This is a genomic window from Demequina aurantiaca (assembly GCF_000975135.1).
GTDB lineage: Bacteria > Actinomycetota > Actinomycetes > Actinomycetales > Demequinaceae > Demequina > Demequina aurantiaca.
This window is the reverse complement of record NZ_BBRF01000001.1, coordinates 1,233,741-1,260,660: the sequence shown is the minus strand read 5'-3', so window position 1 is coordinate 1,260,660 and position 26,920 is coordinate 1,233,741. Positions and strand designations below refer to the sequence as shown.

Annotated in this window: 26 protein-coding genes and 1 tRNA gene; 11 read left to right on the top strand and 16 right to left on the bottom strand. The window is 65.5% G+C overall.

The annotated features are described in order from the left end of the window. Positions 1 to 112 precede the first annotated feature (112 nt). The 6 genes from AOP73_RS05745 to AOP73_RS05720 all read left to right on the top strand — a co-directional run bounded on the left by AOP73_RS05745 (position 113) and on the right by AOP73_RS05720 (position 6,011). Complete coding sequence (locus AOP73_RS05745; RefSeq protein WP_061963762.1) at positions 113 to 1,675, top strand: adenosylhomocysteinase; 1,563 nt, start codon at positions 113 to 115, stop codon at positions 1,673 to 1,675. Beyond that, positions 1,672 to 2,985 (top strand): amidohydrolase family protein, encoded by a 1,314-nt coding sequence (locus AOP73_RS05740; protein ID WP_061963759.1) that lies wholly within the window; start codon positions 1,672 to 1,674, stop codon positions 2,983 to 2,985. Before AOP73_RS05745 ends, AOP73_RS05740 begins: the two co-directional genes overlap by 4 nt. Further along, complete coding sequence (locus AOP73_RS05735; RefSeq protein ID WP_061963757.1) at positions 2,982 to 3,422, top strand: cupin domain-containing protein; 441 nt, start codon at positions 2,982 to 2,984, stop codon at positions 3,420 to 3,422. The genes AOP73_RS05740 and AOP73_RS05735 overlap by 4 nt, the downstream gene beginning before the upstream one ends. Before the next feature lie 64 nt (positions 3,423 to 3,486). Next, positions 3,487 to 4,380 (top strand): ABC transporter substrate-binding protein, encoded by an 894-nt coding sequence (locus AOP73_RS05730; RefSeq protein ID WP_061963756.1) that lies wholly within the window; start codon positions 3,487 to 3,489, stop codon positions 4,378 to 4,380. A 33-nt stretch (positions 4,381 to 4,413) separates the two neighbouring features. Further along, on the top strand, positions 4,414 to 5,280 hold the full coding sequence (locus tag AOP73_RS05725) for an amino acid ABC transporter permease (RefSeq protein WP_061963753.1): 867 nt from the start codon (positions 4,414 to 4,416) through the stop codon (positions 5,278 to 5,280). Then, positions 5,277 to 6,011 (top strand): amino acid ABC transporter ATP-binding protein, encoded by a 735-nt coding sequence (locus AOP73_RS05720; protein WP_061963751.1) that lies wholly within the window; start codon positions 5,277 to 5,279, stop codon positions 6,009 to 6,011. The genes AOP73_RS05725 and AOP73_RS05720 overlap by 4 nt, the downstream gene beginning before the upstream one ends. A gap of 44 nt (positions 6,012 to 6,055) precedes the next feature. Here the strand turns inward: AOP73_RS05720 and AOP73_RS12180 are convergent, their stop codons facing one another. Further along, positions 6,056 to 6,310, bottom strand: coding sequence for a hypothetical protein (locus AOP73_RS12180; RefSeq protein ID WP_236683510.1), 255 nt, complete (start codon positions 6,308 to 6,310; stop codon positions 6,056 to 6,058). Positions 6,311 to 6,380: 70 nt separating this feature from the next. Here AOP73_RS12180 and AOP73_RS12175 point away from each other — a divergent pair, with 70 nt between their 5' ends. Beyond that, the gene (locus tag AOP73_RS12175) at positions 6,381 to 6,821 is read left to right on the top strand and encodes a hypothetical protein (protein WP_236683509.1); all 441 of its coding nucleotides are present in this window, start codon (positions 6,381 to 6,383) and stop codon (positions 6,819 to 6,821) included. Positions 6,822 to 6,831: 10 nt separating this feature from the next. On the opposite strand, the gene pth is transcribed toward AOP73_RS12175, so the two are convergent. The 3 genes from pth to AOP73_RS05700 all read right to left on the bottom strand — a co-directional run bounded on the left by pth (position 6,832) and on the right by AOP73_RS05700 (position 10,137). Further along, positions 6,832 to 7,425 (bottom strand): aminoacyl-tRNA hydrolase, encoded by a 594-nt coding sequence (gene pth, locus AOP73_RS05710; protein WP_061963747.1) that lies wholly within the window; start codon positions 7,423 to 7,425, stop codon positions 6,832 to 6,834. A 103-nt stretch (positions 7,426 to 7,528) separates the two neighbouring features. Continuing rightward, positions 7,529 to 9,280 carry a glycoside hydrolase family 3 protein gene (locus AOP73_RS05705; protein WP_061963745.1) on the bottom strand — a complete coding sequence of 584 codons (1,752 nt, stop codon included), beginning with the start codon at positions 9,278 to 9,280 and terminating at the stop codon, positions 7,529 to 7,531. 230 nt (positions 9,281 to 9,510) lie between these two features. Continuing rightward, entirely contained in the window at positions 9,511 to 10,137 is a 627-nt protein-coding gene (locus AOP73_RS05700) for a 50S ribosomal protein L25/general stress protein Ctc (RefSeq protein WP_061963743.1), read from the bottom strand. A gap of 184 nt (positions 10,138 to 10,321) precedes the next feature. On the opposite strand from AOP73_RS05700, the gene AOP73_RS05695 reads away from it, so the two are divergent. Further along, positions 10,322 to 11,116 carry a DUF1206 domain-containing protein gene (locus AOP73_RS05695; RefSeq protein WP_061963741.1) on the top strand — a complete coding sequence of 265 codons (795 nt, stop codon included), beginning with the start codon at positions 10,322 to 10,324 and terminating at the stop codon, positions 11,114 to 11,116. A gap of 3 nt (positions 11,117 to 11,119) precedes the next feature. Then, positions 11,120 to 11,842 carry a phosphatase PAP2 family protein gene (locus AOP73_RS05690; RefSeq protein WP_084626585.1) on the top strand — a complete coding sequence of 241 codons (723 nt, stop codon included), beginning with the start codon at positions 11,120 to 11,122 and terminating at the stop codon, positions 11,840 to 11,842. A 90-nt stretch (positions 11,843 to 11,932) separates the two neighbouring features. Here the strand turns inward: AOP73_RS05690 and AOP73_RS05685 are convergent, their stop codons facing one another. The 3 genes from AOP73_RS05685 to AOP73_RS05675 form a co-directional block, all read right to left on the bottom strand. Further along, positions 11,933 to 12,913 carry a ribose-phosphate diphosphokinase gene (locus AOP73_RS05685; protein ID WP_061963739.1) on the bottom strand — a complete coding sequence of 327 codons (981 nt, stop codon included), beginning with the start codon at positions 12,911 to 12,913 and terminating at the stop codon, positions 11,933 to 11,935. After that, complete coding sequence (gene glmU, locus AOP73_RS05680) at positions 12,910 to 14,478, bottom strand: bifunctional UDP-N-acetylglucosamine diphosphorylase/glucosamine-1-phosphate N-acetyltransferase GlmU (RefSeq protein WP_084626584.1); 1,569 nt, start codon at positions 14,476 to 14,478, stop codon at positions 12,910 to 12,912. Before glmU ends, AOP73_RS05685 begins: the two co-directional genes overlap by 4 nt. Before the next feature lie 113 nt (positions 14,479 to 14,591). Further along, positions 14,592 to 14,663: transfer RNA gene (locus AOP73_RS05675), tRNA-Gln, on the bottom strand. A gap of 95 nt (positions 14,664 to 14,758) precedes the next feature. Here AOP73_RS05675 and AOP73_RS05670 point away from each other — a divergent pair. Together AOP73_RS05670 and mscL are read left to right on the top strand one after the other, a co-directional pair. Further along, positions 14,759 to 15,403: a TetR/AcrR family transcriptional regulator gene (locus tag AOP73_RS05670; RefSeq protein ID WP_061964881.1), complete on the top strand. Its 645-nt coding sequence runs from the start codon at positions 14,759 to 14,761 to the stop codon at positions 15,401 to 15,403. A gap of 52 nt (positions 15,404 to 15,455) precedes the next feature. Beyond that, positions 15,456 to 15,887 (top strand): large conductance mechanosensitive channel protein MscL, encoded by a 432-nt coding sequence (mscL, locus tag AOP73_RS05665; RefSeq protein ID WP_369345518.1) that lies wholly within the window; start codon positions 15,456 to 15,458, stop codon positions 15,885 to 15,887. Positions 15,888 to 16,196: 309 nt separating this feature from the next. On the opposite strand, the gene AOP73_RS05660 is transcribed toward mscL, so the two are convergent. From AOP73_RS05660 to AOP73_RS05620, 9 genes are all read right to left on the bottom strand, one after another. Further along, positions 16,197 to 17,114, bottom strand: a complete 918-nt coding sequence (locus tag AOP73_RS05660) for a 4-(cytidine 5'-diphospho)-2-C-methyl-D-erythritol kinase (RefSeq protein WP_369345517.1) — start codon at positions 17,112 to 17,114, stop codon at positions 16,197 to 16,199. A 40-nt stretch (positions 17,115 to 17,154) separates the two neighbouring features. After that, a complete protein-coding gene (rsmA, locus tag AOP73_RS05655; RefSeq protein WP_061963732.1) occupies positions 17,155 to 18,030 on the bottom strand; it encodes a 16S rRNA (adenine(1518)-N(6)/adenine(1519)-N(6))-dimethyltransferase RsmA in 876 nt (291 codons plus the stop codon). 3 nt (positions 18,031 to 18,033) lie between these two features. Then, positions 18,034 to 18,750, bottom strand: a complete 717-nt coding sequence (locus AOP73_RS05650; RefSeq protein ID WP_152650544.1) for an aggregation-promoting factor C-terminal-like domain-containing protein — start codon at positions 18,748 to 18,750, stop codon at positions 18,034 to 18,036. Between the two features lie 244 nt (positions 18,751 to 18,994). Then, the gene (locus AOP73_RS05645) at positions 18,995 to 19,846 is read right to left on the bottom strand and encodes a TatD family hydrolase (RefSeq protein WP_061963728.1); all 852 of its coding nucleotides are present in this window, start codon (positions 19,844 to 19,846) and stop codon (positions 18,995 to 18,997) included. Positions 19,847 to 19,891: 45 nt separating this feature from the next. After that, positions 19,892 to 21,685: a methionine--tRNA ligase gene (gene metG / locus AOP73_RS05640; RefSeq protein WP_061963726.1), complete on the bottom strand. Its 1,794-nt coding sequence runs from the start codon at positions 21,683 to 21,685 to the stop codon at positions 19,892 to 19,894. 104 nt (positions 21,686 to 21,789) lie between these two features. Further along, entirely contained in the window at positions 21,790 to 23,310 is a 1,521-nt protein-coding gene (araA, locus tag AOP73_RS05635) for an L-arabinose isomerase (RefSeq protein WP_061963724.1), read from the bottom strand. Further along, a complete protein-coding gene (locus tag AOP73_RS05630) occupies positions 23,307 to 24,044 on the bottom strand; it encodes an L-ribulose-5-phosphate 4-epimerase (protein ID WP_061963722.1) in 738 nt (245 codons plus the stop codon). Before AOP73_RS05630 ends, araA begins: the two co-directional genes overlap by 4 nt. Further along, positions 24,041 to 25,705 (bottom strand): ribulokinase, encoded by a 1,665-nt coding sequence (araB, locus tag AOP73_RS05625; protein ID WP_061963720.1) that lies wholly within the window; start codon positions 25,703 to 25,705, stop codon positions 24,041 to 24,043. Before araB ends, AOP73_RS05630 begins: the two co-directional genes overlap by 4 nt. Positions 25,706 to 25,824: 119 nt before the next feature. Continuing rightward, on the bottom strand, positions 25,825 to 26,820 hold the full coding sequence (locus AOP73_RS05620) for a LacI family DNA-binding transcriptional regulator (protein WP_152650543.1): 996 nt from the start codon (positions 26,818 to 26,820) through the stop codon (positions 25,825 to 25,827). Positions 26,821 to 26,920 lie beyond the last annotated feature (100 nt).

Genomic DNA, 26,920 nt, shown 5'->3' with positions numbered 1-26,920 from the left:
GGTTTCACGCCCGTGTCGGCACTGAGCGACTGCCGGGAAGCACCAATTCTCGGAGCATATGAGCCACCAGCACGGAGGATTCCACCCAACTGCGCGACCGTAGACTTGAGCCATGACCGATCCCGCGCACGCTTCCGCCTTCGACGAGGCCTCGCGCATCATCCGTCGGTTCGCGCACGAGACAAACCTGCTGGTGGCGGGCCGTCCCGTCCGCATCATCGGCGCCGATGCCGTGGCCGAGTCCCTGCGTACCATCGCCTCGGCATTGGGCGCCCAGGCAGTGCCCGATGGCGACGAATCCGTGAGCGCAGACGTCGTCGAGATCGATACTCACTACGCCCCCGCACTGATATCGCTGGGAGGCGAGCCCCTCACCTCGCGCGGCACCGCCGCGGGCCGCGTGGATTTTGCCGGCGCCCACATGCCCGTCACTCGCGCTCTCGCCGCGGAACTGGCAGCCGCGGAAATCGTGTCCGGCCTCAGCGTCGGCGTGTGCCTGACGCTGGAACCCAAGACCGCCCAACTCGCCCTGCACCTGGCCGCGGCTGGTGCCGAGGTCGCCGTCTACGCTCACCCCGATGAGATCGACCCCGAGGTCGCCAGCGTCCTGCGCGAACGCGGCATCCCCGTGGACGGCGATGTGTCGCTCAGCGGTGAGGAGGAACGGGAAGCGGCACTGGGCTTCCTCAGGCGTGGCTTCGATGTGCTGGTGGATGACGGCTCGCACCTGGTACGCCTCGCACACCAGGACGCGCCGGACGAGGTCGCGCGATGGATCGGCGTCAGTGAGGAGACCACGAGCGGCCTGACTCCGCTGCGGGAGATGTCCGCGGCCGGCATCCTCCAGACTCCTGTGATCGCGGTCAACGACGCCGCCACCAAGACCGGCTTCGACAACCGCTACGGCACCGGGCAGTCCTGCGTGTTCGCGATCGCGGACCTCCTCGATGCGGCTCAGGTCAACATCCGCGAGCGGCCGGCACTGGTGATCGGCTACGGCCCCGTGGGCGTGGGTGTCGCAGCTCACCTGCGGGCACTCGGCGTCGACGTCCGTGTCGCGGAGGCGGACCCCGTGCGCGCCCTGCTCGCCCAGCACGACGGCTATCGCGTGGGCCGCGCCGCAGATCTGGGCGCGGGAGCGCTGGTCGTGTCCGCAACCGGAGTTGCCGGAACCATTCCCGCCCCGCTGCTGCGGGACGCGTTCGCCGTCGCGGTCGCCGGCGGTGTGCCGGGCGAGATCGCACTAGACGAGACCCTTCACACTGACCAGCTGGAGCCGGTGTCGCGCGACATCGAGCGGCTCACTACCGCCACCACGTTGGTGCTCGATCGCGGCGGCTGTATCAATGTCACCGCCGCCGAGGGCAATCCCATCGAGATCATGGACCTGTCCTTCGCCACCCAGCTCGCAGCGATTTCCGAACTCGTCAGCACCCGCCCAGAAACGGGCGTCCACGCACTGTCCGATGCCGCCGTTGCCCACGTCGGTGCGGTAGCCGCCCGCGAGCGCGGGCTTGAACTCGACACCCCACAGGCCACCGACGTCACCACCGGTGACCTCACTCCCGGCAGCGCCGATGCTGCGGCGGCGCCATCCCTTGGCGACGCCTGGCACTCTCGCCGCTTCAGCATCGGCCGGTCGGCCGTGCCGCCCTCGTCTCAGGAGACCCCATGACTGCTTTCCCCGTCACGCTGTATTCGGCGGACATGGTGCTGCCCGTCACAGCACCCCCCATTCTTGACGGCGCCATCGCTGTGCGGGGCGAACGCATCCTGCATGTGGGCGAACGGGTGTGGGTCGAACGCGCGCTTGCCGAGCGCGGGATCGAGGTCACGCACGTGCGTTGGCCCGGCGTGCTCATGCCCGGACTCGTCAACGCCCACACCCACCTGCAGTACACCGGCATGGGGGTCGTGGGCCAGGGTCGGTACGACGGCTTCGAGGACTGGGTCAAGGGCTTCAATCCGGTGTACGCGCTCGGTCACGACTGGTCGGCGGACTCCGCCCGCGGTGCACGCCTGATGATCGAGGCTGGCACCACTGCCGCCGCCGACGTGGTTACTGACCCCTCGGCCGCGCATGCACTGCACGACGCGGGCATGCACGGCATCGCGTATTGGGAGGTCCTGGACTGGACCAACGAGCAGTGGCTTGACGGCGGCCGCACCGCTGTCGAGGCTGCGCTCGACTCGCTGCCGTCGCGGCCGGGCACTGGCCTGTCGCCGCACGCCCCCTACTCCCTCGAAATCGTTCCTCTGCTGGAGATCCCGGATATCGTCCGCGAGCGCGGCAGTCGCATTCACATTCACTTGGGCGAGTCCGGCATCGAGCGCGAGTTTGCGCACGAGCACGCCGAGCCGTGGCACACCGCCGGGCTGGGCAGCCTGCGAGAGCTGCGCCAGGCGGGCTTCGGCACTTCCGCCACCGACTACGTCGACCACCTGGGTGTGCTCGGGCCGGACTGCCATGTGGCACACGGGGTCTACATGTCGGACCGCGACCGCGCAATCTTGCGGGCGCGCGGCACCACGGTCGCACTGTGCCCTCGCTCCAACGCCGTGATCGGCCTCGACGCCCCGCCCGTGGCCGCCTACCTCCGCGAGGGCAGCCCCATCGCGGTAGGCACTGATTCGCTCTCCTCGTCCCCCTCGCTCGACCCAATGGCGGACGTGGCCGAACTGATGCGCATTGCGCGGTCGCAGGGATACAGCAACGACGACCTCGCCGAGCGCCTGCTGCGCGCGGCCACCCTGGGTGGCGCGCACGCCATGGGACTCGACGACGGCCCGGAGCGTTCCGGCTACCTCGCCGTAGGAGCGATCGCCAACCTCGCCTTTTTCGACACCCCCGTGACAGGCATCACCGAGACGCTCACCACGCTCGCCGAGTCGGGCGAGGGACGGGCGGCGGCGACTGTCATCGACGGCCGAGTCCGCGCAGCCACCGCAGGTTTCACGGCACAGACCGGGGTGGCGGCATCATGACATCCCGACCGCGTACCGCAGAGACCTTCGACCTCGCTCCCCACCCCGAGGGCGGCTGGTTCCGGCGCATGTGGACGTCCGATCGCCCCGTCGACACCGCCGGGGGCGTGCGCCCGGCCGCCACCTGCATCCACTACCTGCTGACGCCCGGCGAGCACAGTGCCTGGCACGTCGTCACCAGCGACGAGATCTGGCTATGGCACGGTCCCGGCCCGCTCACCCTTTCACTAGGCGGATCCGGCGATGCGCCGGGCGAGGCCACCGACTTTGTCCTGGGACCCCATCATCACGACGGAGACCTCGCGCAGCTCGTGGTCCCCGCCGGCGTGTGGCAGTCAGCACGACTCGCGTCCGATGTCGAGGCCCTCGTGAGTTGCGTCGTCTCCCCCGGTTTCGACTTCGCGGATTGGTCGCTGGCGAGCCCACCGGTAAACTAACTGACGCGTAGGCAATGGCGCCACAACGTTTTCACGCTTTTTCATCACATACACAGGAGAACCCATGCCAGTCACGCCTGCCTTCCGCAGCACCATTGTCGCTACCACCGCGATCGCCGCGATCGCCCTCGCCGGGTGCTCCTCGTCCTCCGACGACGACGCTTCGGCCACGCCGGCCGCATCGACCCCGGCCACCTCCGCCACCGCATCGGCTCCCGCCGCGGCGACCCTCGAGACGGTCACCGCCGACAAGCTGACCATCGCCACGGGGCAGCCGGCCTACGAGCCCTGGATGGTCGATGACGACCCCACCAACGGCAAGGGCTTCGAAGCCGCGATCGCCTACGCGGTCGCTGAGCAGCTCGGCTACGCCCACGACGACGTCGAGTGGGTTCGCGCCTCCTTCGAGTCCTCGATCGCTCCCGGCCCCAAGGACTGGGACCTCAACATCCAGCAGTTCTCCATCACGCCCGAGCGCGAAAACGCCGTCGACTTCTCGAGCCCGTACTACACGACCTCGCAGGCAATCCTCACGACCGAGGGCTCGCCCGCCGCGACCGTCACCACCCTCGACGACCTGTCACACGTCAAGGTGGGTGTCGCCAGTGGCACCACCAGCTACACCGTGGCTGCCGAGGCACTCGGTGCCGACAACCTTGCGGTATTCAACTCCACCGAGGACACGGCGCTCGCGCTCACCTCAGGCCAGATTGACGCGTTCGTGACGGACCTGCCCACCGCCTTCTACCTCGCCTCCGTCGAGCTCGACAACGGCGTCATCGTGGGCCAGTTCGACTCCACCGAGGGAGGCGACGAGTTCGGCTTCGTCCTTCCCAAGGGTTCGCCCAACACCACGACTGTCGCTGCGGCCGTCGACGCATTGCGTGAGGATGGAACCCTGGACGCCATCAAGACCGAATGGCTCAGCACCGCGGTCGACATCCCCGTCCTCAACTAACCCGCGCACCACACCAACAGAAGCGAGTCACACGTGACGGACGGAGTGCCCCGGGTTTCCTGGGCCCCCAGCGACCTCGAGATCGCCCGGCAGCACCATCGCCGCAAGGCATCCGGGCGCTCCGTCCTCATCGCGCTCGTCTCCACCCTGGTCTTCACCGCCGTCGTGGTGGTGGTGTTGATCAACTCGCCCGGCTGGGAGAGCGTGAAGACCACGTTCTTCGACTTCGAGGTCGCCAAGGACAGTTTCCCTGCGGTGCTCGAGGGCCTCTGGCTGAACATCCGGGTGCTCTTCTTTGCCACCATCGGCGTCGCCATTGTGGGCACCCTGCTCGCCGTGATGCGCTCGCTGCGCGGTCCCGTATTCTTCCCGCTACGCGCGCTCGCCACCATCTACACGGACCTCTTCCGCGGCGTGCCTGTGCTGATTGTGCTGTTCCTGGTGGGTTTCGGTGTCCCCGCGCTCGACATCGTTCCGCGCGTCCCCGCCGCCGTGTGGGGCACCGTGGCCATCACCCTGTGCTACTCGGCATACATCGCCGAGGTGCTGCGGGCCGGCATGGAGGCCGTTCACCCCTCGCAGCGCATTGCCGCGCGGTCACTGGGCCTGAGCCACGCCGAGACGCTGCGCGTCGTCGTCATCCCGCAGGGCCTGCGCAAGGTGATTCCGGCCCTCATGAACGACTTTGTCTCCATGCAGAAGGACGTGGGGCTCATTTCGGTGCTCGGCGCCGTGGACGCCGTCCGCGCCGCACAGATCGAGGTGGCCGTGTCCTACAACTTCACTCCCTACGTGGTTGCCGCCCTGCTGTTTGTCGCGATGTCCTTCCCTGTCATCAGACTCACGGACCACGTGTCCGCGCGTATGGCCCGCCGCGAGCAGTCCGGAGGCACCGTATGAGCGTGCTCACCCTTAGCAATGTCTGGAAGCGGTTTGGTGACGTCGAGGTGCTCAAGGGCGTCGACCTCACGCTCGAGGAGCACGACGTCGTGGTGCTGATTGGCGCGTCGGGCTCCGGCAAGTCCACCCTGCTGCGCACTATCAACCTCATCGAACAGGTCGACGATGGCCAGGTTATCCTCAGCGGGGACGACATCACGGATCCGCGCGTCAATGTGGACAAAGCCCGCGCGCGCATCGGCGTCGTATTTCAGCAGTTCAACCTGTTCCCCCACATGAAGGTCATCGACAACGTGACCCTCGCTGCCCGCCGGGTTCACAAGTGGCCCGCTGACAAGGCGCGAGACAAGGGCGTGGCGCTGCTCGAGAAGTTTGGGCTAGGGGACAAGGTCGACGAATACTCGGACCGTCTTTCCGGCGGTCAGCAACAGCGCGTCGCGATCGTGCGAGCCATCATGACGGACCCCGAACTGCTCCTGCTCGACGAGATTACGTCCGCGCTGGACCCGATGCTCGTGGGCGAAGTCCTCGACTTGGTCCGCGACCTCAAGGAGGGCGGCTCGACCATGCTGATCGCCACCCACGAGATGTCGTTTGCCAGCACCGTGGCCGACCGCATCGTCTTCATGCACGGCGGCCGGATCCTCGAGACGGGCACTCCTGAGAAGATCTTCAGCGCACCCGAGCGTCCGGAGACGCAGGAGTTCCTCGCGCGCATCATGCACCGCTAGGGCGCACGCCTTCAGAGTGCACGCGCGAGTGGATTTGCCCGCTGTTAGTCTGGCCGGATGGTGCACCTTCGTCTCTCCGCCGCGATCCTAGCGATCGCCTCCGTTGCCCTGGTCGGATGCTCGTCCAACGACTCGTCCACGCCGTCGCCGAGCGCTCCATCACCCGCCGCTCCGTCCTCCTCGGTCGCGGCGCCAAGTCCCGCTGCCAGTGCACCCACGTCACCCAGCACCACCACAGCATCTCCCACGCCCAGCCCGTCCGCCTCTGCCAGCGAGGACGGCGCAGAGACAGAACCCACCACTGTTGACTACGGCGACCCCGCGAGCTGGACCATCACCACCACCGGCGTCGGCCCGCTTACCATCGACATGACCGCCACGGAGATCAGCACCGTGACGGGCGTGGATTACTCGGCGGACATCGATGAGTCGCGACAAGCCTTCGGTGGATCCTGCGGGGTGTGGCTGCTCGGGCCACACCAGCCCCTGTCATCCATGTCGGTGCTGGTCGCGAGCGAAGGTCTCGATGGCCCGATGGATGTCTACATGGTCGACCCGTTCGAAAGGACTGACGCGGCGTTCCCCACCACGGCCGAGGGCCTGGGGGTGGGTTCGAGCAAGGCCGACGTCGAGTCGGTTTACGGGAGCGACCTACAGCGGGAGGACTCGCTCTATGTCCCCCGTGGCGAACGACTGTGGATTGAAGAGGCTGGCGCGGGGATCCTTTTTGAGACGGACGGCAATGGCGTCGTCACCTCGGTCAGGTCCGGGCGCCTGCCTCAATTGCGTCACGCCGAGGGCTGCGCCTAGGCCGCTGCCGCTACTTGGTGTGGAAGCGCATCTGCGCGGCCTCCAGGCCGTCGATCACCACAGCCTCCACGGCATCGGCGCCGTCACTGATCAGCATCGGCAATTCCTTGCGCTCGGCAGCCCCGAATGTTTTGAGGACGTAGGTCGCCGCGTCCATACGACCCGGCGGGCGGCCGATGCCGACACGCACGCGCACATAGTCGGGCGTGCCCAGCGCCTTGGTGATGTCCTTGAGCCCATTGTGGCCGCCGGACCCGCCGCCACGCTTGAGCTTGATGGTGCCAAAGGGGATGTCGAGTTCATCGTGAACGACCACCACCGCGGTGGGCTCCACGGATAGATACTTCGCGAGCGCACTCACCGGACCTCCAGAGACGTTCATGTAGGAGGAGGGCGTGGCCACCGTCGCCGAGACTCCCGCAGGGCCGATGCCGCCGATGCGCACCTGCGCGACGCGTGCGTTCACCTTGCGGTTAGCCGACAGCGACGCTCCGCCAGCACGGGCGAGTTCGGCGATGACCATCTGCCCGATGTTGTGACGGGTTTCCGCGTATTCGGGGCCGGGATTGCCCAGACCGATGACTAGCGCGCTCATGTGACACATCCTTGACCATTGCGACGGGAAAGCGCAACGCCCGCCACCTGGGGTGACGGGCGTTGCGGCACTCATGGATGAGCCTAGCGGCTCTGGCAGTGGCCCCGGTGAGCTAGAGGCCCAGGCCGTGCCCAAAGCGGAACAGTGGGTTCTCGGTGTCGAACGGTGCGTCCTCGCGGCTGGCTTCGATGGCCGCCATGGACCGCGGAAGGTCGAACGGCAGCTTGCCGATCGGCTGCTTCTTGCCGGTCAGGGCCTCGAGTAGCGAGGTATCCGAACAGCCGTAGTTAGCGACCACCGCAGCGGGTGCATCCACGATGGCAGTCAGCACTGCCGCGCGGTCAAGGTAGACATCCACGACGGTGGGAACCGCAGCCGACACCTCAGCAATGTGCGCGGCTTCCTCTGCGGAAAACTCGAGGTTGCCCTGGTGGAACATCTGCTCCATACCCTCTCCACGAATCTCGAACGGAGCCTTGACCCGCAGCAGCGCAACGTCGGCCTCCGCGGGAGATTCCACCACCGTGCCGTACTGGCCGGCGACCTCAGCGTCCACGCCCTCCACGTAGATCTTCTTCCCTGCCGCGAGCGGGAGGACGGACTCGTTCTTCAGCACCGTGACGGATGCGCTCTGCGCATCGAGTCCGGCCTGGACGAACTCGGCGTTGCCGACGATGCCGTCGCATGCATCGACGTCGGCGAACGGGTTCTCGAAGAGTCCCAGTTCGAACTTCTCGACGAGCAGGCGACGCACGGACTGGTCGATGCGCTCCTCACTGACCTTGCCATCGCGCACGAGCTCGACGAGCAACTCAGGGCGGTGTTCTCCGCCAAACTGGTCGACGCCTGCGTCGATGATCTTCTGCATGCGCTCAGCGTCGGACAGGTGCTCGGCACCCCACGCCCGCGCGGGCATGTCAGCCTCACCAAACTTCACGTCGGTGACCAGGCCCCAGTCAGTGCAGACGATGCCGTCAAAGCCCAGGCGCTCGCGCAGCAGACCCGTGATGACCTGCTTGTTAAACGAGAAACCGACTTCTTCGTACTCGGTACCCACAGGCATGCCGTAGTACGGCATCATCTGACGCGTACCAGCGGCGATCGCACGCTTGAACGGCGCCATGTGGTGCTCGAACATGCCGGCCGGGTATACCTGCTCGCGACCGGTCTGGAAGTGGGGGTCAGTGCCATCCTTCTGTGCGCCGCCTCCAGGGAAGTGCTTGGTCATGGTCGACACGGAGTCGGCGCCGAATTCAGTGCCCTGGAAGCCGTAAATATAGGCCTCGACCAGGTCCGACGTGAGTTCCGCATCCTCCCCAAACGTACCGGCGACTCGCGACCAGCGCGGCTCCGTCGCAAGGTCAATCTGTGGGTGAAGTGCGACGCGGATCCCCACGGCCAGGTATTCGCGACGGGCAATGTCTCCGAACCGCTGCATCGTCTCCGTGGAGGCGATGGCCGCTAGGCCGAGCGTCTCCGGCCACTGCGAGAACGGACCCGCCATGAGGCTCATCAGGGGGTTATCCGTGAAGTGGTGGCGAGGGTCGGTCGAGAACGTGATGGGGATGCCCCAGCGCTGTGACAACGCGATCTCCTGGCATGCGTTTTGCCACGCGGCCAGCTCGGCGCCACTCGGGGCGCCGCCCAGGATGTTGAAGTGCGTCATACGGCGCTCGACGATGTGCGACTGGATGGACGGCAGGGGGAACATCTGCATGGGCTTGGTGGGGTCGCCAGGGCCAGTCATGGTGTGGAACATGAGGCCGGCCTTGTCCTCGATGTCGAGGCGCGCGAGAAGATCCTCAACGCGCTCGCTCACGGGAAGGGTGGCGTCCTGGTATGGGTAGGTGGTGCTGTCAGTCATGCGCTCTGAGACTCCTTTGTCTGACGCCGGCCACCGTGGCCGGCGCTGAAGAACACTGCCTCCGGACGTGCCGGGGATCGCGATAAACCTGACGCTACCACAAAAACCTAGCGCTTCCTAGATTTTGGCACGTGAGCTGTGCTGAGGAGCAGATGCGCTTGCCCCACACGCAACGAAGCCCGCCACCAAGGTGACGGGCTTCGTAAAAAGCGGGAATCGCTAGCTGACGACTACGCGCCCTCTTCTTCGGACTCAAGGGCCTGAGCTGCGGCCTCTGCAGCCACTTCCTCTTCAACCTGCTCGTCCTCAGCGGACACGCGAGGAACGGTGATAGCGACAATGAGCTGCTCGGGGTCGCCGGCAAGTTCGCTTCCCTTGGGGAGCTCGACCTCGCCAGCGGTGACCTTGGCGCCCTCTTCGAGACCCTCAATCGACACGGTGACCGAGTCGGGGAGGTTCGTGGCCTCTGCGAGGATCGACAGCGAAGAGTTCTCGAGCACGTGAATGGTGCCCGGAGCCGACTCGCCCTCGAGGTGAACCTGCACGTCGACGGTGATCTTCTCACCCTTGCGGACCAGCAGCAGGTCAATGTGCTCGATGATCTGCAGAACTGGGTCGCGCTGGACGTCCTTGGCGATGGCCAGCTGCGGCTCTTCGCCCTCGATGGTGATGGTGAACAGTGCATTCTGGTGCTTGAGCGCCATCATGGTCTGGTGACCGGGGAGCAGGACGTGCGCGGGCTCTCCACCGTGACCGTAAAGGACTGCGGGGATCTTCCCGGCGGCGCGTGCGCGACGGGCGAAACCCTTACCGAACTGGGTGCGGACTTCCGCGGCAAGCTTCAGCTTGTCAGACATATTGATTCTCCTGGTGACGTCAGATGGTGGCCGGGGCGAGACAGGGGCCACTTAAGCATCTGCCGCGTCGATAACGCCAAGCCGCTTGGGCCCAGCCTCGCCGAGGAACTGAGCAAGTCTACCTGCTCTCCGGCGCGTAGTCGAACCTGGGAAGAAACTCGCGTTGCGGGATGTTTGCACATGCATGACAACCTCACATACGTCAGAAGCACGTTCCGGTTCGAGTGGTGACGCCTGGGAGATCGCAGCGCGCGGCGGCTACTTTGTCTCCGGCGTCCTGCACATCTTTCTCGGTTTCATTGTCGCGAAGATTGGGTTTGGCTCCGGTGGCGAGGCCGACCAGAGCACGGCGCTCAGCAGCATCGGCGACGCGCCTCTAGGCAACGTGATCCTATGGATCTCCGCCGTGGCGTTCATCGCACTCGGCGCGTGGCAGCTCGCGGACGTGTTCCACAGCGGTCAGGAAGCGAAAGACCGTGCCAAGGCGGCCGGGAAGGCGGTGCTGTACGGAGCGCTGGCCTACACGACGATCTCCATCGCGATGGGCTCCGGCGGTTCCGACGGGGACGAGCAGAGTGAAGGATTCGCCAGTAGCCTGATGTCTGCTCCGGCCGGACGCTTCCTCGTGGGTGCCGTGGGACTCGGCATCATTGGGGGCGCGGTGTATCACGTCTACAAGGGGTGGACAAAGAAATTCCTCGAGGACCTGAGGGGCACGGGCGGCCGCGAGTTGTCGAAAGCCGTCCGCACCCTCGGCACGATTGGATACATCGCCAAGGGCGCGGCGCTTGGCGTGGTGGGCGTCCTCTTCACCTATGCGGCCATCACCGCGGACCCCGACAAGGCCAAGGGCCTGGACGGCGCGGTGGAGACGCTACTGGGCGCTCCCGGCGGCCAGATCCTGGTGGTCTTGGTCGGAATCGGGTTCGCGGCGTACGGCCTGTACTCGTTTGCCCGCGCACGTTACGCAAGGATGTAGCCGATGCTAGGACCGGGACCGGGGACGATTGCGCCCTCTGGCGCCGAGGTAGGCCGAGGCCTGCTCAAGCGCGTACTTCTGCCCAGCATCGTGCTGTGGGTGACGGTTGCTGGAGTTGGCTTCCTCATCGTTGACGTCTTTCAGTTGGACGAGCATGCGCTCAGTGAGTCGTTCGTCGACGCAAGATCCGACCAGTGGGACACCATCACTCACTATGTCTCTTCGATGGGCAATACCCCCATTTTGATGGGGACCTGCGCCGTCATTGTGCTGTTCATCTGGTGGCAGTCCCGGATGTGGTGGTTCGCGATCGTGCCTGCTATCTCGCTGACGGTGCAGGTGAGCATCTTCCTCACGACCTCGCTGCTGATTGGGCGCGAGCGCCCGGACGTGGAGCAGTTGGACCAGGCGGCGCCGACGTCGAGTTTTCCGAGTGGTCACACGGGGGCGACGACCAGCGTGTATCTGGCCGTTGCCCTATGTGCGACGCGGATTCAGAACGTGTGGCTACGCGTCACCGTGCAGATCATCTGCGTGCTGGTGCCCGTCGGCGTCGCCCTGTCGCGCGTGTATCGCGGCATGCATCACCCCACCGATGTGGTCGTGGGGTTGGGCATCGGCGCGACGTGCGCGATCATCGCCTGGAACTGGCTCCCCGCACGGACCAAGGAGGAGACGCCGGCGGTGGGCGGGACGACGTTGCCCGCCACGGCATCGGCTCCCTAAGAGGTGCCGCGCGGACCCCACCGTGCCCGCGCCTCACACGAAGAAAGCCCCCAGTCGCCACATGGCAGCTGGGGGCTTTCTCGTGATGTTTTAGACGTTGCCCTGAAAGAGGCTGGTGACCGAGCCATCGTCGAAGACCTCGCGCACTGCGCGGGCAATGAGAGGGGCGATGGACAGCACAGTGAGCTTGTCGAATTGCTTGTCGTCACTGATGGGCAAGGTGTCGGTGACGACGACCTCGGAGATTCCCGAGTCGCGCAGGCGATCAACGGCGGGGCCAGACAGTAGGCCGTGCGTGGAGGTGACGATGACGTCTTTGGCGCCGTTCTCGAATAGTGCCTCTGCGGCCTGAACGATGGTCCCGCCGGTGTCGATCATGTCGTCGACCAGAACGCAGGTACGGCCCTTCACCTCACCCACCAGCTCGTGAACCTTGACCTGGTTGGGCACGGACGGGTCGCGGCGCTTGTGGATGATCGCGAGCGGGGCGCCCAGGTAGTCCGACCACTGGTCAGCCAGGCGCACGCGGCCAGCGTCGGGAGAGACGATCGTGAGGTTGTCCGAGGCGACGCGGGTACGCACATACTGCGCGAGCAGGGGCATGGCCCACAGGTGGTCCACGGGGCCGTCGAAGAATCCCTGAATCTGCGACGTGTGCAGGTCCACGGACATAATGCGGTCCGCACCAGCGGTCTTGAAGAGGTCGGCCATGAGGCGGGCCGAGATGGGCTCACGGCCCTTGTGCTTCTTGTCCTGACGCGCGTAGCCGTAGCAGGGCATGATCACGGTGATGGCCTTGGCGGAGGCTCGCTTCATGGCGTCAACCATGATGAGTTGCTCCATGATCGACTCGTTGATCGGAGCCGCGTGCGACTGCAGAACAAAGCAGTCAGCGCCACGGACACTCTCGCCAAAACGCACGTAGAGCTCGCCGTTGGCAAAGGTGTAGGCGGTGGTGGGAAGAAGCTCAATGTCCATCTGCTCGGCAACGGCGGTCGCGAGGTCCGGGTGAGCCCGACCCCCAGCCAGCACCAGGCGTCGCTCGCTCGAGTTCGAGATAACGGCGGTCATTCTTCTCCCTTAGTGTCGGCGGCCGCGGAGGCACGCTCCTCCTGTGCTCCCGACGATAACCCGTCGCGAGTGCCATTCGCCTCCGCAGCGCGTGCGGCGGCATCGGCCGATGGTGTGCCAGGCCTGCGTCGTTGGACCCAACCCTCCACGTTTTGCTGCGGTGAACTGTTGATCGCGAGTGCTCCGGCGGGGACGTCGTGACGAATGGTGGTGCCTGCGCCCGAGTACGCACCGTCACCGATAGTCAGCGGCGCGATGAGCGTGTTGTCGGAGCCGATGCGCACGTGGCTACCCACGTTAGTGTGGTGCTTATCGACGCCGTCGTAATTGACAAAGATGGTCGCGGCGCCGATGTTGGTGCCCTCGCCCACGGTCGCGTCGCCCACATAACTGAGGTGCGGAACCTTAGAACCGGGGCCGATCTTTGCGTTCTTCGTCTCAACGAAGGCGCCGATCTTGCCGTCCGCTCCCAGCTGCGTACCGGGACGCAGGAACGAGAATGGCCCCACCGTGGCACCCGCCTCGATCACGGCGAGCGTGCCGTGGCTGCGGACCACGGTCGCTCCCTCGCCCACCTCGACGTCAGTCAGCGTGGTGTCCGGGCCAATGACCGCGCCGGTCGCGATGGTCGTCGCGCCCTTGAGCTGCGTGCCCGGCAAAAGCGTGGAGTCGGGCGCGAGAGTGACGTCCGAGTCGATCCAGGTGGTCGCGGGGTCCTGGACTGTCACACCCTCGCGCATCCAACCCTCAACGATGCGACGATTCATGGCCGTGGCAGCCTGCGCCAGGTGAACCCGGTCGTTGACGCCTTCGACCGCGGCAGCATCGGGCGCAATCATGGCACCCACACGACCGCCCGCCTCGCGAGCCAGGGCAAGCACGTCGGTGAGGTAGACCTCGCCCTGGGCGTTGTCCTGACCCACCTTGGCGAGGCTGTCGCGCAGGGTTGCTGCGTCGAAGACATAGATGCCGGCGTTGATCTCAGCAATCGCGCGCTGGGCGTCGGAGGCGTCCTTCTCCTCCACGATTCCCAACACGGCGCCGTCGTCACCACGGACGATGCGGCCGTAGCCCTTGGGGACGGCAACCTCGGCGGTCAACACGGTCGCGGCATTACCGGCGGCCTGGTGGGCCTCCACGAGGGCCTGGAGGAGCGCTCCATCGACCAGCGGAACGTCGCCAGAGGTGACGACGATGGCGCCATCAGCCTGGGCGTCGAGCACGGCGTGGTCGCCGACTGCGCCGCCCGCGACTGCTGCCGCGATGGCGGTGGTGTCCAGGGCGCTGAGGCCACAGAAGACTGCCCTGCCAGTGCCCGGGACGTCATCCTGGTCGGCGATCAATGCATCGGGCGCGATGTCTTGGATGTGAGCAGCGACGCGGTCGCGGTCATGGCGAACCACCACGACCGTGCGCTGCGGCTCGAGTGCCGCGGACGCTACGAGCGCGTGATGCACGAGCGAACGGCCACCGATTTCGTGAAGAACCTTGGGTGTCGATGACTTCATGCGTGTGCCGGCACCGGCCGCAAGAATCATGACGGCTACGGGTCGGGTGTCGCTCACCGGCCCCCCTCGTCTCGCCCCCAGTGGGGCGGTTGCGATTGATGTTCCTAGCCTACCTGCCACACACGGTTGCTCGCGTCGCTCGGGACGTGAACCAAGCCATGCGGCGAGTGTTCCGCCCACAGGATTCGAACCTGTACCGCAAGGCTCCAAAGGCCTGCATGCTGCCGTTACACTAGGGCGGACCGAGGGACTCACGCCCCCACGGCGTACAGTCTGCCAGGATTCACGGCACACTATGTACGTGAGCACCGAACCCAAGAAGGCCCCCCGCGCCCGGATGACCGCGCGTGATCGCCGCGAGCAACTGGTGAACGTGGCCCGGTCGCTCTTCGCCGAAAAGGGCTTTGACGGCACGTCCGTCGAGGAGATCGCCCTCCGCGCCGATGTCTCAAAGCCAGTGGTGTACGAGCACTTTGGCGGCAAGGAGGGCATCTATGCCGTGATCGTGGACCGCGAAGTGGGGGACCTCACCGGCGCGCTCACCCAGGCACTCGCGCAGCGCGGGCACCCCAAGCAACACGTCGAGCGCGCGGCTATGGCGCTGCTGACGTACATCGAGGACAGCCCCGACGGATTCCGCATACTGGTGCGCGACTCCCCCGTCGCGCAAACCACCGGCACCTTCTCCTCACTGATCGGTGACGTGGCGACCCAAGTGGAGGGACTGCTCGCGGGCCAGTTCATCAAACGCGGCCTGGATCCAGCAGTCGCGCCAATCTACTCGCAGATGCTCGTGGGCATGGTCGCGCTTACCGGCCAGCACTGGGCCGAGGTGCGCGAGCCCTCCAAGCAGGTCGTGGCTGCGCACATTGTGAACTTGGCCTGGAATGGACTGTCTGACTTTGACCAGCAGCCGCAGTTGCCGTCGAGCCAGGGCGAATTTGACGACCGTGAGCCAAACCCCTCAACCGTCGCCCCCTAGGACGCGAAGTTACTCGCGGACCCTCGCCACAGTGCGCAGAATTCGCTAGCGTGTGAGGCAGGACCTTCTCACCTCACTACCCAAGGAGAACGACACCATGGTCAAGGGCTTCAAGGAATTTATCTCTCGCGGCAATGTGGTCGACCTCGCGGTCGCGGTCGTCATCGGCGGAGCGTTCGCCTTAGTCATCCAATCCATTGTCGAGGGTTTGATCAATCCGCTCATCGCCGCGATCTTCGGGCAACCAAATCTCGCCAGTGTCGGTAATTTCGTCATCAATGACGCCCAATTTAGCTTCGGCGTTGTCCTTCAAGCACTCTTCAACTTCCTTGCGGTGGCTGCCGCGATCTACTTCGTGGTGGTCGTGCCGCTGAACAAGCTTGCGGAACGCCGCGCAGCCAAGGAAGAGCCCGTCGTGGACGATGGGCCCACTGAGATCGAGCTTCTCATTGAGATCCGCGACGCCCTCAACAAGCAGTCCTAACCACCGGCCGCCCTCCCCGTATTGGTCCGATTTGGCACGAATCCTGGGACTGCTGCGCCCTGTTGGTCCCTTCTGACCCGGAACTCTGCATAGCGGCGTCAAGCACCCATGGTCGGTGGGCCCGAGTTCAGCAGGCCCAGAGTTGTCGTCGACTGCTTGCTTGCCAGGCGCCCTGAGCCAAAGAGGACCAACAGGGCGCCGAAGCACGCCAGAACGTGCGAAATCGGACCAATAGAGTGGCGGCCGGGATTTTCCCCTAGCGACACGCGCACGTGAGGGATCGCGCGCAGCCGGGCGACCGGGGTGCAGTTAGCTAATCACCATCGCGCCCGGGGCCGGGCCGCTCACCGTCAGCACCGCGTCAGAGTCCCCGACAGCGGAAATATGCGCGGCGATAGCCAAGGCATGCTGACGAGACCGGGCGAGGGCGGCCACCGTGGGTCCGGAACCGGAAATCATCACACCCAGCGCCTCGGCGTCACGCGCAAGCGCCATCGTCCTTTTCAGATGCGGCGCCAAGGCCAGTGCCGGGCCCTGGAGGTCATTCACCAACGCGGAGCCGAGGGCCCGCGGATCTCCGGCCATCAGTGCGCTCATCACGGCATCGGACAGACGTGGTGCGCGTGCCACACGCTCCCCCGCCGCTACCTGGCGGTCGAACTCCGCATAGACCGCCGGCGTGCTGAGCCCATGCCCCTGCGTGGCAAATACCCAGTGAAACTCGCCGTGAGTCATGGCGGGCGACAGCTCGTCCCCTCGTCCAAGCCCCACAGCGGTGTGGCCGTGCAGGGCGAAGGGCACATCCGCGCCCAACCCTGCAGCCAATTCGTCCAGCTCGTCGCGCGTGGCGCCCACGTCCCAGGCCTCTGCACAGGCCAGCAAAGCCGCGGCCGCATCGGCGCTCCCGCCGGCCATACCGCCTGCCACCGGCACTCCCTTGACAATGCGCAAGTTCACGCCGTCGGTGATGCCGTACTTCGTGGCTACTGCCCGCGCGGCCCTCATCACCAGATTGGTCTCGTCCAACGGCACCGCGCCGGGGTCCGCCTTCACCGTGGGTAGCATCGTCATCTCAAGAACGTATTGGTCGTCCTCGCGGGCAGACGCGGTGACGGTCTCAAAGAGATCCACTGCCTGGAACACCGTCGCGAGTGGGTGGTAGCCATCGGCCTGCTGAGGCCCCACGGACAGCTGCAAATTCAGCTTTCCGGGAGCGCGGACGGTCACCTCACGCGTCATGCTTCACCGGCGTTGTCGTACTGGAATGTCATTGCTCAAGAGTGGCAGAGCCTGCGGCCTCACGCCGGGCAAGCTCCTCGGCGATGCGCACAAAGTCTGCGATCCCCAGTGCCTCGCCGCGGGTGAGCGGCTCGATGCCGAGCGCGACCAGCGCTTCCTCGGCCTTGGCATTGGTACCAGCGAGCTCGGCCAGTGAGCCACGGAGCCCTTTGCGCCGATGCGCGAAGGAAGCGTCGATCACGGCCCACACCTGCTCGCGGCTCACGGTGGTCTCAGGAATGTCGCGGCGTTGCATGAGCACCAGCGCACTGTCGACGCGCGGCACGGGCCAGAACACGGCGCGGCCCACGTCTCCGGCCCGACGCACTGAGCAGTACCAGGCGGCCTTGGCGGAGGGAATGCCGTACGTGCGCGACCCGGGAGGCGCAGCGAGGCGATCGGCCACCTCGGACTGCACCATCACCAGAATGCGTTCGAGCGACTCGAAGGTCTCTAGGAAGTGCAGGATCACCGGCACGGACACGTTGTACGGCAGGTTCGCGACCAGTGCGGTGGGAGGCTCCGGCAACGAGTCGACCTTCATGGCGTCCGCACCAATCACCGTCAGGTTGCCAGCAAACTCCGGAGCTCGCTCGGCGACAGTCTGCGCCAGCGCGGCAGCCAGGATCGGGTCAATCTCCACCGCGGTCACCCGCGCACCCGTCTCAAGGAGCGCGAGCGTGAGCGACCCTAGCCCGGGGCCGACCTCGACGACGTGGTCGCCGGCAGTCACCCCAGCAATGCGGACGATGCGCCGGACGGTTCCGGCGTCAACCACGAAGTTTTGTCCCCACTTCTTGGTGGGGGCGGTGTTCAGTCCCTCAGCAAGGTTGCGGACATCGTTCGGGCCGAGTAATTCGGCCACCCGCTAGTACCAGCCGACGTTCACCGAGTGCGCCCAGCCACCACAGGGGGTGCCGTAGCGTCCCTTGATGTAGCCAAGACCCCACTTGATCTGCGTCGCGGGGTTGGTCCTCCAGTCGGAACCGGCGGACGACATCTTGGATCCAGGGAGTGCCTGCGGGATGCCATACGCGCTCGAGGAGGGGTTGGCCGCTCCGGTACGCCAGTTCGACTCCTTGGTGAAGAGAGCGTTGAGGCACTCCCACTGCTCACCCGTCCAGCCATACATACTGGCGGCCATCGACTTGCCGAGAGCACGGTTGGAGCCGGAGTTGGACGTCACGGGGACGTAAGCCACCTTGGGCTCGGTCTTGGTGCCGATCGCGATGACCTCGTCCGTGGGCTCGTCGACGAGGACGCGCAATGACTCCTCGCGCTCGACCTCGACGCCATCCACCTTCTTGACGGTGTAGCTGACGAGTTCGGAGCCATCCTTGCCCGGGGTCACGACCTTCTTGGTTCCCTTTTCGATGGAGGAGTCGTCCTTTTCCACCGAGTCAAACTCGAGTTCGTTCTCCACGGTCTCCGTGGTGACCTCGACGTCGGATTCATCGGCAGCCACGGGGTTGACCACGGCGGCCAGATCTTGGGCGGCGAGATTCTTGTCTGCCGACGAGTCGAGCGTGTTGGCGCCCGCGGAAGCGAAGGAACCGACGGCGAAAGCGACGATCGCGGTCGTCACTCCTACCTGGCGAAGGGTGCGAGTGCGCGAGGTGGTGCGCTGGCGGCGATCACGGCGACCCCCAGACACAGGGTGCGTACGGCGGTAGCTCAAGTGAGTCCTCTCGTCGCGTTCGGATGAACGCTTGGCCGGCAAGCGCGGCAACAAACCGCGCATACGTCAGCGTCTTTTATCTCATATTCATAACGGTCGGCGCCAGCCGAGATTCTTGGAGGTGACCAATCGCACACCGATTATCGGCGTATTACCAGGGCCCATAGAGCGTATTGGAGGTATCTGACACAGTTTCGCAGGCAGTCTCCAGCGTCACACCTGTCACATCAGCAATGGTGCGCATGGTGAGCGGCACCAAGTAGGGCGAGTTTGGTGCGCCCCGGTGCGGATGGGGTGTAAGGAACGGCGCATCGGTCTCGACCAGCACCTGGCTCAGGGGTGTGACCGACAGCGCCGCACGCAGTCCGTGCGAGTTCTTGAAGGTGACGGTGCCCGCGAAGCTGAGGAAGTAGCCACGGTCCACACACAGCCGCGCCATGCCCGCGTCACCACTGAAGCAGTGAAATACCGTTTGGTCCGGGGCACCGTCGCGCTCAAGCACGTCGATGACGTCCCCGTGCGCATCGCGGTCGTGAATTTGCAGCGGCTTGCCAAGCTCCTTGGCCAGCGCGATGTGGTCGCGGAACGAGCGAATTTGCGCGTCGCGCCCCTCGGGACCCGTGCGGAAGTAGTCGAGACCGGTCTCCCCGACCACACGGATCCGCTCCCCGCGCGCGAGCTCCGCGATCTCGGCGAAAGCCTCGTCGTAGCTCAGGCCGCTCTCATGCGTGCCCTCCGCGTGCTGTGGCGCGTCATTCGGGTGCAGAGCGACGCCGCCGAGCATTCCGGGATACTCCTGGACGGCCGATGCTGTCCACCGAGCCGATTCCACGTCGCACCCAATCTGTACGACGCGATCAACCCCCACGGCCGATGCATCGGCGAGTTGCCGCTCGACGGACCTGGGTTCGTCGCCGGCTGGCCACTCAAGGTGGCAGTGGTTGTCCGCCACCGGGAACGGCAACGCATCGGGAACCGGGGGCCACTGGCCCTGACGGCTCACGACGTCACCGCGTCATCGTCGCGAGGACCAAGCCACGCATAGCGATCAGTTGTCCCCGTTCATGCGCTCGAGCTCGGCCTCGACGATGTCGTCGTCGAGCTTGGTGAAGATGGGGCTCGGTGCAGGTACCGGGGTGCCGGCAATGATGGGGTTGCGCGACCAGAGTCCCGCCTGACCCGAATAGTCGCCCTGAATAACCGGGTAGTGACGGTCTGGCAGGTCGAGGTCCTGGACCTCGTTCATCTGCGGCATGGGTGAGAACACTCCCGTGCCGCCGAAGGCCTCGTGTACCTTCTGCGAGCTGTGAGGCATGAAGGGCGAGAGCATGGTGTTGGCATCGGCGATCAGCTGCGTGGCTACGCCGAGGACCGTCTTCATGCGCTCGGGGTCTTCGTTCTTGAGCTTCCAGGGGGCGGTGTCCGCGAGGTACTTGTTCGCGTCACCGACCACTCGCATGGCCTCGTTGATGCCGGCGCGCTGACGGTGAGTGCTCACCAGGTCGCCCACGGTGCCGAAAGCGGCCTGCGACGCGTCAAGCGCGGCACGGTCCACATCCTTCAGGTCGTTGAGCGCGGGAATCTCGCCTACGTTCTTGTTGACCAGCGACGCGGTGCGGTTGACCAGGTTGCCCCAGCCTGCCACGAGCTCGTCGTTGGTGCGTCGCTTAAATTCGGACCAGGTGAAGTCGGCGTCCGACGTCTCGGGGCCGGCCGTCGCGATGAAGTAGCGCAGTGCATCTGGCTGGTAGCGCGCCAGCATGTCGCGCACGTAGATGACGTGACCGCGCGAGGAAGAGAACTTGGCGGATTCCATGGTGAGGAACTCGCTCGACACCACCTCGGTGGGCAGCTGCAGGTCGCCAAATTCGCTGACCTTGCCGCCCTTGGTGCCACGACCGTTGGCCGCGATGAGCTCGCCGGGCCAAATCTGGGAGTGGAACGTGATGTTGTCCTTGCCCATGAAGTAGTAGGACAGGGTCTCGGGGTCGTTCCACCACTTGCGCCAGGCCTCGGGCTCGCCCTCGCGGCGTGCCCATTCGATGGATGCGGATAGGTAGCCGATCACGGCATCGAACCATACGTACAGACGCTTGTTGGGGTTGTCCTCCCAGCCGGCAAGCGGCACGGGGATTCCCCAGTCAATGTCGCGCGTCATGGCGCGGGGGCGCATGTCGGACAGCAGGTTGCGCGAGAAGTTCATGACGTTGGGGCGCCAGCCCTCGCGTGCGCCAAGCCATTCGGACAGGGGCTCTGCCAGCGCGGGTAGGTCCAGGAAGAAGTGCTCGGTCTCCACGAACTTGGGGGTCTCGCCATTGATCTTGCTGTGCGGGTTCTTGAGGTCGATCGCGTCGAGCTGGTTGCCGCAGTTGTCGCACTGGTCGCCGCGGGCACCATCGTCGCCACAAATGGGGCACGTGCCCTCGATGTATCGGTCGGGAAGTGTACGACCGGTCGACGGCGAGATCGCGCCGCGCGTCGTCTGCTCGATCATGTAGCCATTCGCGTTGACGGCCTTGAACAGCGCCTGCGCGACGGCGTAGTGATTACCGGTAGTGGTACGAGTGAAGAGGTCGTAGCTGAGCCCCAGCGACGTGAGGTCCTCGACGATGACACGGTTATAGCGGTCGGCGAGCTCCTGGGGAGACACCCCCTCCTGGTCGGCCTGCACCAGGATGGGTGTTCCGTGCTCGTCGGTGCCAGACACCATCAGTACATCGTTGCCCGCCATGCGCATGTAGCGGCTAAAGACGTCGGAGGGAACACCAAAACCGGCCACGTGGCCGATGTGTCGGGGCCCATTGGCATACGGCCAGGCAACAGCGGAGAGGATGTGTGACATGGCGTTTATCTTACTGACCCCGTAGGCAGAGGGTTAGCGCCGTGGGGCTCAGTCCCACGGCGCCGAGCGCCACTACAGCGCTTCCTCACCGGCGGAATTACTTATCAGAGCCCTTGGCTCAGGCGGTAGTACGCAGCATTCCACTTCATTTCACGCTCAAACTCAACGAGCGTGGTGCTTGAGTCTATCGTGAGCATCTCCACACCCGTCATGTGAGCGAAGTCCTGGAACACAGCGACATCGAGCTGGTTCGACATCACGGTGTGGTGCGCTGCCCCCGCCGCAAGCCACGCTGAGGTCGCGGTACGGAAGTCGGGGGAGGCCTTCCACACCGCGTGTCCCACAGGGAGGTTTGGCATGGGCGAGGGCAGCGGCACGTTCTCGACGACGTTGGCCACCAGGCGAAAGCGCTCGCGCATGTCGCTCAGGGCCACTACGACCGCCGGCCCGGGATCTGCAGTGAAGACCAGCCTGACTGGATCTTCCTTACCGCCAATGCCGAGCGGGTGCACCTCGAGTCGAGGCACGGACGAGGTGAGGCTAGGACTCACCTCGAGCATATGGGCGCCCAGGCTCAGTTCCTGGCCGGGCACCAAGTGGTAGGTGTAGTCCTCCATGAGGCTCGCGCCACCAGGAAGTCCTGCGCCCATAACGGCCGACAAGCGCACCAGGATCGCAGTCTTCCAGTCGCCCTCGGCACCAAAGCCGTAGCCATCAGCCATGAGGCGCTGAACCGCGAGGCCAGGCAGCTGGCGCAGCTCGCCAAGATCCTCGAAGCTCGTGGTAAACCCGTGGAAGCCACCCTCCTCAAGGAACGACCGCAGGCCGATCTCGACGGCCGCGCCGTAGCGGAGCGAGTCCGCGCGCTCGGCTCCGGGAAGCAGCTCCTCCGCCACGTCGTAGAGCTCGACGTACTCGGCAACCAGGGCGTCGATGTCGGCCTCGGATGCGGCGTGGACCGCCTCCGCGAGCTCGTTGACGCCCCACGTGTTGATCTGAGCGCCGAAGACGATCTCGGCTTCGGTCTTGTCGCCCTCGGTGACCGCGACGTAGCGCATGTTGTCGCCAAAGCGGGCGAGCTTGAGGTTTTTGGAGGCAGCCCGGCCCGACGCGGCGCGGGTCCAGGTGCCGATGCGCTTGGTGACCTCGGGATCGGACACGTGGCCCACCACAGTGGTGCGCGCGATTCCCATCCGCGCCTCGATGTAGCCAAACTCACGGTCGCCGTGCGCGGCCTGATTCAGGTTCATGAAGTCGAAGTCGATGCTGTCCCACGGGAGTTCGACGTTGGCCTGCGTGTGGAAGTGCAGTAGCGGCTTCTGGAGCGCGTTCAGGCCGGTGATCCACATCTTGGCGGGGCTGAAGGTGTGCATCCAGGTGATGACGCCAATGACGTTCTTGGCCGCGTTGGCCTCCAGCATGATGTCGTGAATCGCGTCGCGTCCGGTCAGGACGGGCTTCCACACCACGGTCACCGGAATGTCCGAGGACTCCTGGAGCTGACGCGCGACGTCCTGTGACTGCTCCGCCACCTGACGCAAGGTCTCCTCGCCGTAGAGGGTCTGGCTACCGGTCAGCAGCCACACTTCATACGTGGCGAGGTCGGGGACGATGCTGGTGCTCACTTGTTTTCTCCTTGCGGGGTTTGCCCGTAGACATTCTGATAGCGGTCGAAGAGGGAGTCGATCGCCTCTTGAGGAATGGGGATCAGGTCACCGGCCTGGCGCGCGATGTGGACGGTGCGCGCCACGTCCTCACACATGACGGCCGCCTTGACGGCGTCCTTCGCGTCCTTGCCGATGGTGAACGGGCCGTGGTTCTGCATGAGCACGGCGCGCGACCGATGTCCGTCCAGGGTTTCCACGATGCCACGACCAATCGAGTCGTCTCCGATGATGGCAAACGGGCCGAGCGGGATGGGCCCGCCGAACTCGTCGGCCATTGCGGTGATCACGCAGGGGATCTCTTCGCCACGGGCGGCCCAGGCGACCGCGTAGGTGGAGTGCGTGTGCACGACTCCGCCGACGTGAGCCATGTGGCGGTACACGTACGCGTGAGCCGCAGTATCACTCGACGGGCTACGTTCCGAGCCGTCGGAGCCCTCGATGACATTGCCGTCGAGGTCACACAGGATCATGTTCTCCGGGCTCAGCTGGTCGTAGACCACGCCGCTGGGCTTAATCACAAACAGGTCGTAACCGGGCACGCGGCCGCTGACGTTGCCGCCGGTCCAGACGATCAGCTGGTTCTTCACGAGCTCGTCGTGCAACTCGGCCACCTGGGTGCGCACGGTCGCAATGGCCTCGATGGCCTCCGCAGGCGCGGCACCATTGGTGGTGGTCGGGTTCGCGCTGGTCATGACAGGACTTCCCTTCGGCGCTGCTTGAGTCTGCGCATGACGTCGTTCGCGCCGCGCCCAAAGTAGTCATGCAACTGGCTATATTCGGCAAAGAGCGCGTCGTACGCATCGGCCGCCTCGTCGTTGGGCGTGTACGCCGCCTTGATGACCTTGCCCATGACATCGGCTGCGGCCCGAACGTCGGGGTACGCGCCGGCCGCGACGGCGGCGTGAATTGCCGAACCGAGCGCGGGGCCCTGATCCGAGTCGATGATCGAGATGGGCATGCGCAGCACATCGCAGTACGTCTGCATCAGCAGCGGGTTCTTGAGGAGGCCACCCGCGACCACGAACTCGGTGACCGGGACTCCGGCCGTATTGAACGTCTCGACGATGGTGCGGGCACCAAAGGCGGTCGCCTCCAGCAGCGCGCGGTACACCTGCTCGGGTCGCGTCGCGAGCGTGAGCCCCACGATGGTGCCGCTGAGCTCGGTGTTGACCAGCACGGAACGGTTGCCGTTGTGCCAGTCCAATGCAACTAGACCGTGGGCGCCAACGGGCTCCTCGTACGCAAGGTCAGTCAGGTATTGGTGAACCGACTTGCCCGCGGCCGCCGCGGCATCGTGCGATGCCTGGGGGACCTGGTTGTTGACGTACCAGGCGAAGATGTCGCCCACGCCAGACTGGCCCGCCTCGTAGCCAAAGAGGCCGTCGACAATTCCGCCATCAACGACGCCGCACATGCCGGGCACCTCCGCGAGGTGATCGCCATTCATCACGTGGCAGGTGCTGGTGCCCATGATCGCGAGCATCTGGCCTGGCTCGACGGCCTTGGCAGCGGGGGCCGTGACGTGAGCGTCCACGTTACCGACCGCTACTTGAATTCCCTCGGGCAGCCCGGTCCACAGCGCGGCCTGAGCGGTCAGGGTTCCGGCCGATGCGCCTAGGGCGCCGATGTTGTGGGCCACCTTGGTGGTGGCAAAGTCGGCAAATTCTGGATTGAGAGCCGCGAGGAACTCGCTGGAAGGCATCTCGCCGTCCTGCAGGATTCCCTTGTAGCCGGCGGTGCAGGCGTTGCGGACGTACTCGCCGCACAACTGCCACACGATCCAGTCGGCCGCCTCGACCCAGTGGTCCATGCGGTGGTAGATCTCGGGGTCTTCCTCGAGCAACTGCAGGCCCTTGGCGAACTCCCACTCGCTGGAGATGAATCCGCCGTAGCGCGCGAGCCACTTCTCGCCACGCTCGGCCGCGAGCTCGTTGATGCGATTGGCCTGGCCCTGCGCCGCGTGGTGCTTCCACAGCTTGATGTACGCGTGGGGACGGTCCGCGTACTCGGTGAGCTCGTTCAGCGGCGTACCGTCAGCGAGTACCGGCATGGGAGTGGAGGCAGTGAAGTCAGTAGCGATGCCGATCACATCTGCCGGGTCGATGCCCGCTGCTTTGACGGCCTCCGGCACTGCCTTCTGCAGCACCTCGCGGTAGTCCTGGGGCACCTGTAGCGCCCATTCGGGCGGTAGCGATGCGCCGGTCGCGGCGAGCGTCGTGTCCATCACCGCGTGGGGGTATTCATGAACCGCGCTGGCGAGCTCGGAGCCGTCGCTCACGCGGACGACTAGTGCACGCCCAGAGAGCGTCCCGTAGTCCACTCCGATGACGTACTTGTGGTCCTCGTGTGCCACTGAAGGCCTCCTTGCCTATTGGTCATTCACGCTTAGATTAACGTTAACATACCGCTCGCCACGCGGCATTGCAATGTTCGTATGGGGTATGGCCACCTCATGCGCGGCGACCGACGCACTTAGATTCGGGCGACCGACTGACGCTCGACCAGCCAAGGGGTGAGGGGGCCGCCCTCGGGCGCCGGCTCATCGTCCAACTGCGCGAGAATAAGCTCGACCGCGCGGTGGCCCACGCCCTCAAAGTCCTGGTGGATCGTTGTCAGCGGCGGCAGGCTGTGCGCGGACTCGGGGATGTCGTCAAAACCCACCACCGACACGTCGCCCGGCACGCTGCGGCCCGCATCGCTCAGCGCGTGAATCAACCCCAACGCCATCTGGTCGTTCGAACAGAACACCGCCGTCGCGTCGGGGTCAACACGGGTGCCACAGGCGTAGCCCGAATCGGCGCGCCAGTCCCCCTCGAGGGTCTCGAACTCCGCCAATCCGTGCGCCGTCACGGCCTCGTCGAACGCCGAGCGACGCAACTGCGCCTCAAAGTAGTCCGAGGGGCCTGAGAGGTGCTGGATACGGGTGTGACCCATGGACCTCAGGTAGTCGATGGCGACGCGAACGCCGTGGGCCTGGTCGATCGCCACCGCGTGGCCCGCGTCGTAGCCACCGGTCTGCAGGGTAATCACCGGAAGGTCAGCCTTCATGCCCTCCAACTGCGTCAGCACCATGTCGTGCGGCGCGACCACTACGAGCGCCTCGATCGAGCGGTTATTCAGGAACTCAAGCGCCTCGGCAATCGACTCGGACTCCGAGGCGGAACTCGTCACGAGCGGGAAGTAGCCCGCCTCGCGCATGGCGTGCTCAACAGCCTGAACGGAGGACATCTTGCCGAAGTTTGGCTCCCCGGGCGTGAGAACCCCGATCGAGTGCGTACGGCCGGTGACGAGCGCGCGGGCCGCCATGTTGCGGCGATATCCCAGCTCCTCGATAGCGGCGAGGACTCGCTCGCGGGTGGCTGGACGCAAGTTGGCGGAGCCGTTGATCACGCGGGAGACAGTCTGGTGAGAAACGCCCGCGAGCGCGGCGACGTCATGCATGCTCGGACCTCGACTAGTTCCGTTCACGATGCCTCCTTTGGCTTCCGGCTACCGGTGCGCGCCGCGATGGACACCCTATCGTCTATGTGAACGCTCACTCTGCAACATGCCGTCACACTGCACAACC

Excerpts from the sequence above, each read along its gene's own strand:
- AOP73_RS05745 (WP_061963762.1), top strand. The coding sequence starts at position 113 with ATGACCGATCCCGCGCACGCTTCCGCCTTCGACGAGGCCTCGCGCATC.
- AOP73_RS05740 (WP_061963759.1), top strand. The coding sequence starts at position 1,672 with ATGACTGCTTTCCCCGTCACGCTGTATTCGGCGGACATGGTGCTGCCC.
- AOP73_RS05735 (WP_061963757.1), top strand. The coding sequence starts at position 2,982 with ATGACATCCCGACCGCGTACCGCAGAGACCTTCGACCTCGCTCCCCAC.
- AOP73_RS05730 (WP_061963756.1), top strand. The coding sequence starts at position 3,487 with ATGCCAGTCACGCCTGCCTTCCGCAGCACCATTGTCGCTACCACCGCG.
- AOP73_RS05720 (WP_061963751.1), top strand. The coding sequence starts at position 5,277 with ATGAGCGTGCTCACCCTTAGCAATGTCTGGAAGCGGTTTGGTGACGTC.
- AOP73_RS12175 (WP_236683509.1), top strand. The coding sequence starts at position 6,381 with ATGACCGCCACGGAGATCAGCACCGTGACGGGCGTGGATTACTCGGCG.
- pth (WP_061963747.1), bottom strand. The coding sequence starts at position 7,425 with ATGTGTCACATGAGCGCGCTAGTCATCGGTCTGGGCAATCCCGGCCCC.
- AOP73_RS05705 (WP_061963745.1), bottom strand. The coding sequence starts at position 9,280 with ATGACTGACAGCACCACCTACCCATACCAGGACGCCACCCTTCCCGTG.
- AOP73_RS05700 (WP_061963743.1), bottom strand. The coding sequence starts at position 10,137 with ATGTCTGACAAGCTGAAGCTTGCCGCGGAAGTCCGCACCCAGTTCGGT.
- AOP73_RS05695 (WP_061963741.1), top strand. The coding sequence starts at position 10,322 with ATGACAACCTCACATACGTCAGAAGCACGTTCCGGTTCGAGTGGTGAC.
- AOP73_RS05690 (WP_084626585.1), top strand. The coding sequence starts at position 11,120 with ATGCTAGGACCGGGACCGGGGACGATTGCGCCCTCTGGCGCCGAGGTA.
- AOP73_RS05685 (WP_061963739.1), bottom strand. The coding sequence starts at position 12,913 with ATGACCGCCGTTATCTCGAACTCGAGCGAGCGACGCCTGGTGCTGGCT.
- AOP73_RS05670 (WP_061964881.1), top strand. The coding sequence starts at position 14,759 with ATGACCGCGCGTGATCGCCGCGAGCAACTGGTGAACGTGGCCCGGTCG.
- metG (WP_061963726.1), bottom strand. The coding sequence starts at position 21,685 with ATGTCACACATCCTCTCCGCTGTTGCCTGGCCGTATGCCAATGGGCCC.
- AOP73_RS05630 (WP_061963722.1), bottom strand. The coding sequence starts at position 24,044 with ATGACCAGCGCGAACCCGACCACCACCAATGGTGCCGCGCCTGCGGAG.